Source organism: Streptomyces sp. F001, from assembly GCF_004187715.1.
Classification (GTDB): Bacteria; Actinomycetota; Actinomycetes; order Streptomycetales; family Streptomycetaceae; genus Streptomyces; species Streptomyces flavusporus.
The window spans coordinates 1-2,510 of record NZ_QZWF01000136.1; the positions used below are offsets into that span (position 1 = coordinate 1).

Annotated in this window: 2 protein-coding genes; one reads left to right on the forward strand and one right to left on the reverse strand. The window is 73.4% G+C overall.

The features are described from left to right. The coding region (locus StrepF001_RS44945; protein ID WP_240798013.1) for a BTAD domain-containing putative transcriptional regulator at positions 1 to 1,240 on the reverse strand (1,240 nt) is incomplete at its 3' end. Positions 1,241 to 1,370: 130 nt separating this feature from the next. Between StrepF001_RS44945 and StrepF001_RS44950 the strand changes: the two genes are divergently transcribed. Further along, on the forward strand, positions 1,371 to 2,417 hold the full coding sequence (locus StrepF001_RS44950) for a class I SAM-dependent methyltransferase (protein WP_129803836.1): 1,047 nt from the start codon (positions 1,371 to 1,373) through the stop codon (positions 2,415 to 2,417). Positions 2,418 to 2,510: the final 93 nt, after the last annotated feature.

The following is a 2,510-nucleotide window of genomic DNA, read 5'->3' on the forward strand; positions in this document are numbered from 1 at the left end:
GCGCGAGCGGCGGCAGGCGCCAGACGTGCTCGGGGGCCAGGCCGAGCGGTTCACGGCTGGTGGCCAGCAGGGTGGTGCCGGGGCAACAGGAGAGGATCACATCCACCGCGTCCCGGACGCCGTCGAGCAGATGCTCGCAGTTGTCGATCAGCAGCAGGCCGGTGCGCTCGCCCAGCACGGACACGCAGGCGGTGAGGACGTCTCCGCGGTCGACCTTCAGATGCAGTGCCGCCGCCAGCGCGTGCGGGATGGCGGCGGGATCGGTGACCGGTGCGAGCGGCAGGACCGTCGCCGTGTTGCTCTGCCGCACGACCTCGGCGGCGACGCGGGTCTTTCCGACACCGCCGGGCCCCACGAGCGTGACCAGGCGTTCCGTCGCCAGCAGCCGGTGCAGGGACGCGACCTGGGACTCGCGGCCGATCAGCGGGGTGGCGGGCGGGGCGGGCACGGGCACGGGCGCGGTGCCGACCCCGACGATGTCCCGTTCCAGGTCGTCCAGCGCGGGTGACGGGTCGAGGCCGGTCTCGTCGACCAGCCGGCGCCGGTACTCCCGCCCGACGCGCAGGGCTTCCGGCGCCTGCCCGGTCGCTGCGAGCGCCCGCATGAGCAGCAGCACCGCGGGCTCCCGCAGCGGGTCGGCGGCCGCCGACGCGGCGGCGAGGCCCACGACGCCCTCGGCCTGTCCCGCGGCAACAGCGGTGGCGATGAGGGCGTCGGTCACCTCACGGCCCAGCTGCTCGCACTCCTCGACCGCGGCAGCGACGGGCTCGACGTCGGTGAGGTCGGCGAGCACGGGCCCCCGCCACAGCCCGCGCGCCTCCCGCACCAGCGAGAACGCCTCGGCGGGGTCCCGCTCCGCCGAGGCACGCGCCCGCGCGAGCAGCGCTCGCGCCCGTGCCACGTCCAGCTCGTCGGGTTCGAGGGCGAGCCGGTAGCCGTCGTGCCGCGTCTGAAGCCTGCCCGCCGCCGGACCAAGGTGCCCGCGCAGCCGGGACACATGGTTGTGCAGGGCCTGCCGCCCCGATGCGGGCACCCCCGACGGCCACAGCGCGTCCACGAGCCGGTCGACCGTCACGGTCCGTCCCCCGGCGAGCGCGAGCAGGGCGAGCACCGCGCGTCGTCGCGGACCGGGCACGTCAACGGGCGCGCCGTCGACGAGGAGGCGCAGCGGCCCGAGCACCTCCACCCGTACCGACGTCGGCAGTGGCCCGCCGGCCATGACACCTCCCGTATCCGTCATATCTCTAGGATGCGGACGAATCGGTCGTGTTAGCACGACGATAGTCCGTGCGAGGGCCGTGACAGAGCGCACGTCGAGCGTTCCTTTTGTGACCGGCACGAGCCGGTCCGGCAGGAAGGGAGACACGGAGATGGACCACGAGAAGGTCAACGAGTTCCTGAGCCGCTTCGTGGCCGACCTGGGGGCGACCGAGGCCGCCGGCTCCGTCGCGATCGGACACCGGCTGGGCCTGTATCGCGCGCTCACCGAGGGTCCCGCGACACCCGAGGAGTTCGCCGAACGCACTGGCTGCCATCCGCGCTACCTCACCGAGTGGCTGCGCGGCCAGGCCGCCGGCGGATACGTCGACTACGAACCGGAGACCGGCCGCTTCGCACTGACGCAGGAGCAGGCGTTCTGCCTGGCCGACCCGCACGGGCCCAACGTCGCGGCCGCGTTCCGCTTCGCCCTGGGCATGCTGCGCGCCGAGCCCCGTATCGCCGAGGCGTTCCGCACCGGCGAGGGCGTCGGCTGGCACGAGCACGACGACGAGGTGTTCGTCGGGGTCGACGCGTTCTTCCGGCCGGGCTACGAGGCGGAGCTGGTCCCGAACTGGATCCCGGCGCTGGACGGCGTCGACGCCAAGCTCACTGCCGGAGCCCGGGTCGCCGACGTCGGCTGCGGGCTCGGCTCGTCGTCGGTGCTGCTGGCCGAGGCGTACCCGCGCACGACGGTCGTCGGTTCCGACTACCACCGTGAGTCGATCAGGCTGGCGCGCAAGAAGGCCGCCGAAGCCGGGGTCGCGGACCGGGTCACCTTCGAGGTGGCCGCCGCGCAGACCTTCGGGGGGACGGACTACGACCTGGTGACCATGTTCGACTGCCTGCACGACATGGGCGATCCGCTCGATGCCGCCCGGCGGGTGCGGCAGGCGCTGGCCGCGGACGGCACCTGGCTGCTGGTGGAACCGATCGCCTCCGACCGGGTCGAGGAGAACTTCAACCCGGTCGGTCGGCTGTACTACAGCGGCTCCACGTTCCTTTGCGTGCCCAACGCCCTTTCGCAGCAGGGCGATTACGCCCTGGGTGGGCAGGCCGGCGAGGCGGCGGTCCGCGAGGTGGTCACCGAGGCGGGCTTCACCCGGTTCCGTCGGGCCGCACAGACCGCCTTCAACGTCGTCTACGAAATACGGCCGTGAGCGGGCAGGCCCGCGCGGCCTACCCGTTGAACACCGGTTGTCGTAGGCGGGGTGGGTGGGGCTGGGCAGGGGCTGGGTGCGCAGCCCGGCGTT

Bases quoted from the DNA above. Each gene is read 5' to 3' on its own strand.
- StrepF001_RS44950 (WP_129803836.1), top strand. From the start codon at position 1,371: ATGGACCACGAGAAGGTCAACGAGTTCCTGAGCCGCTTCGTGGCCGAC.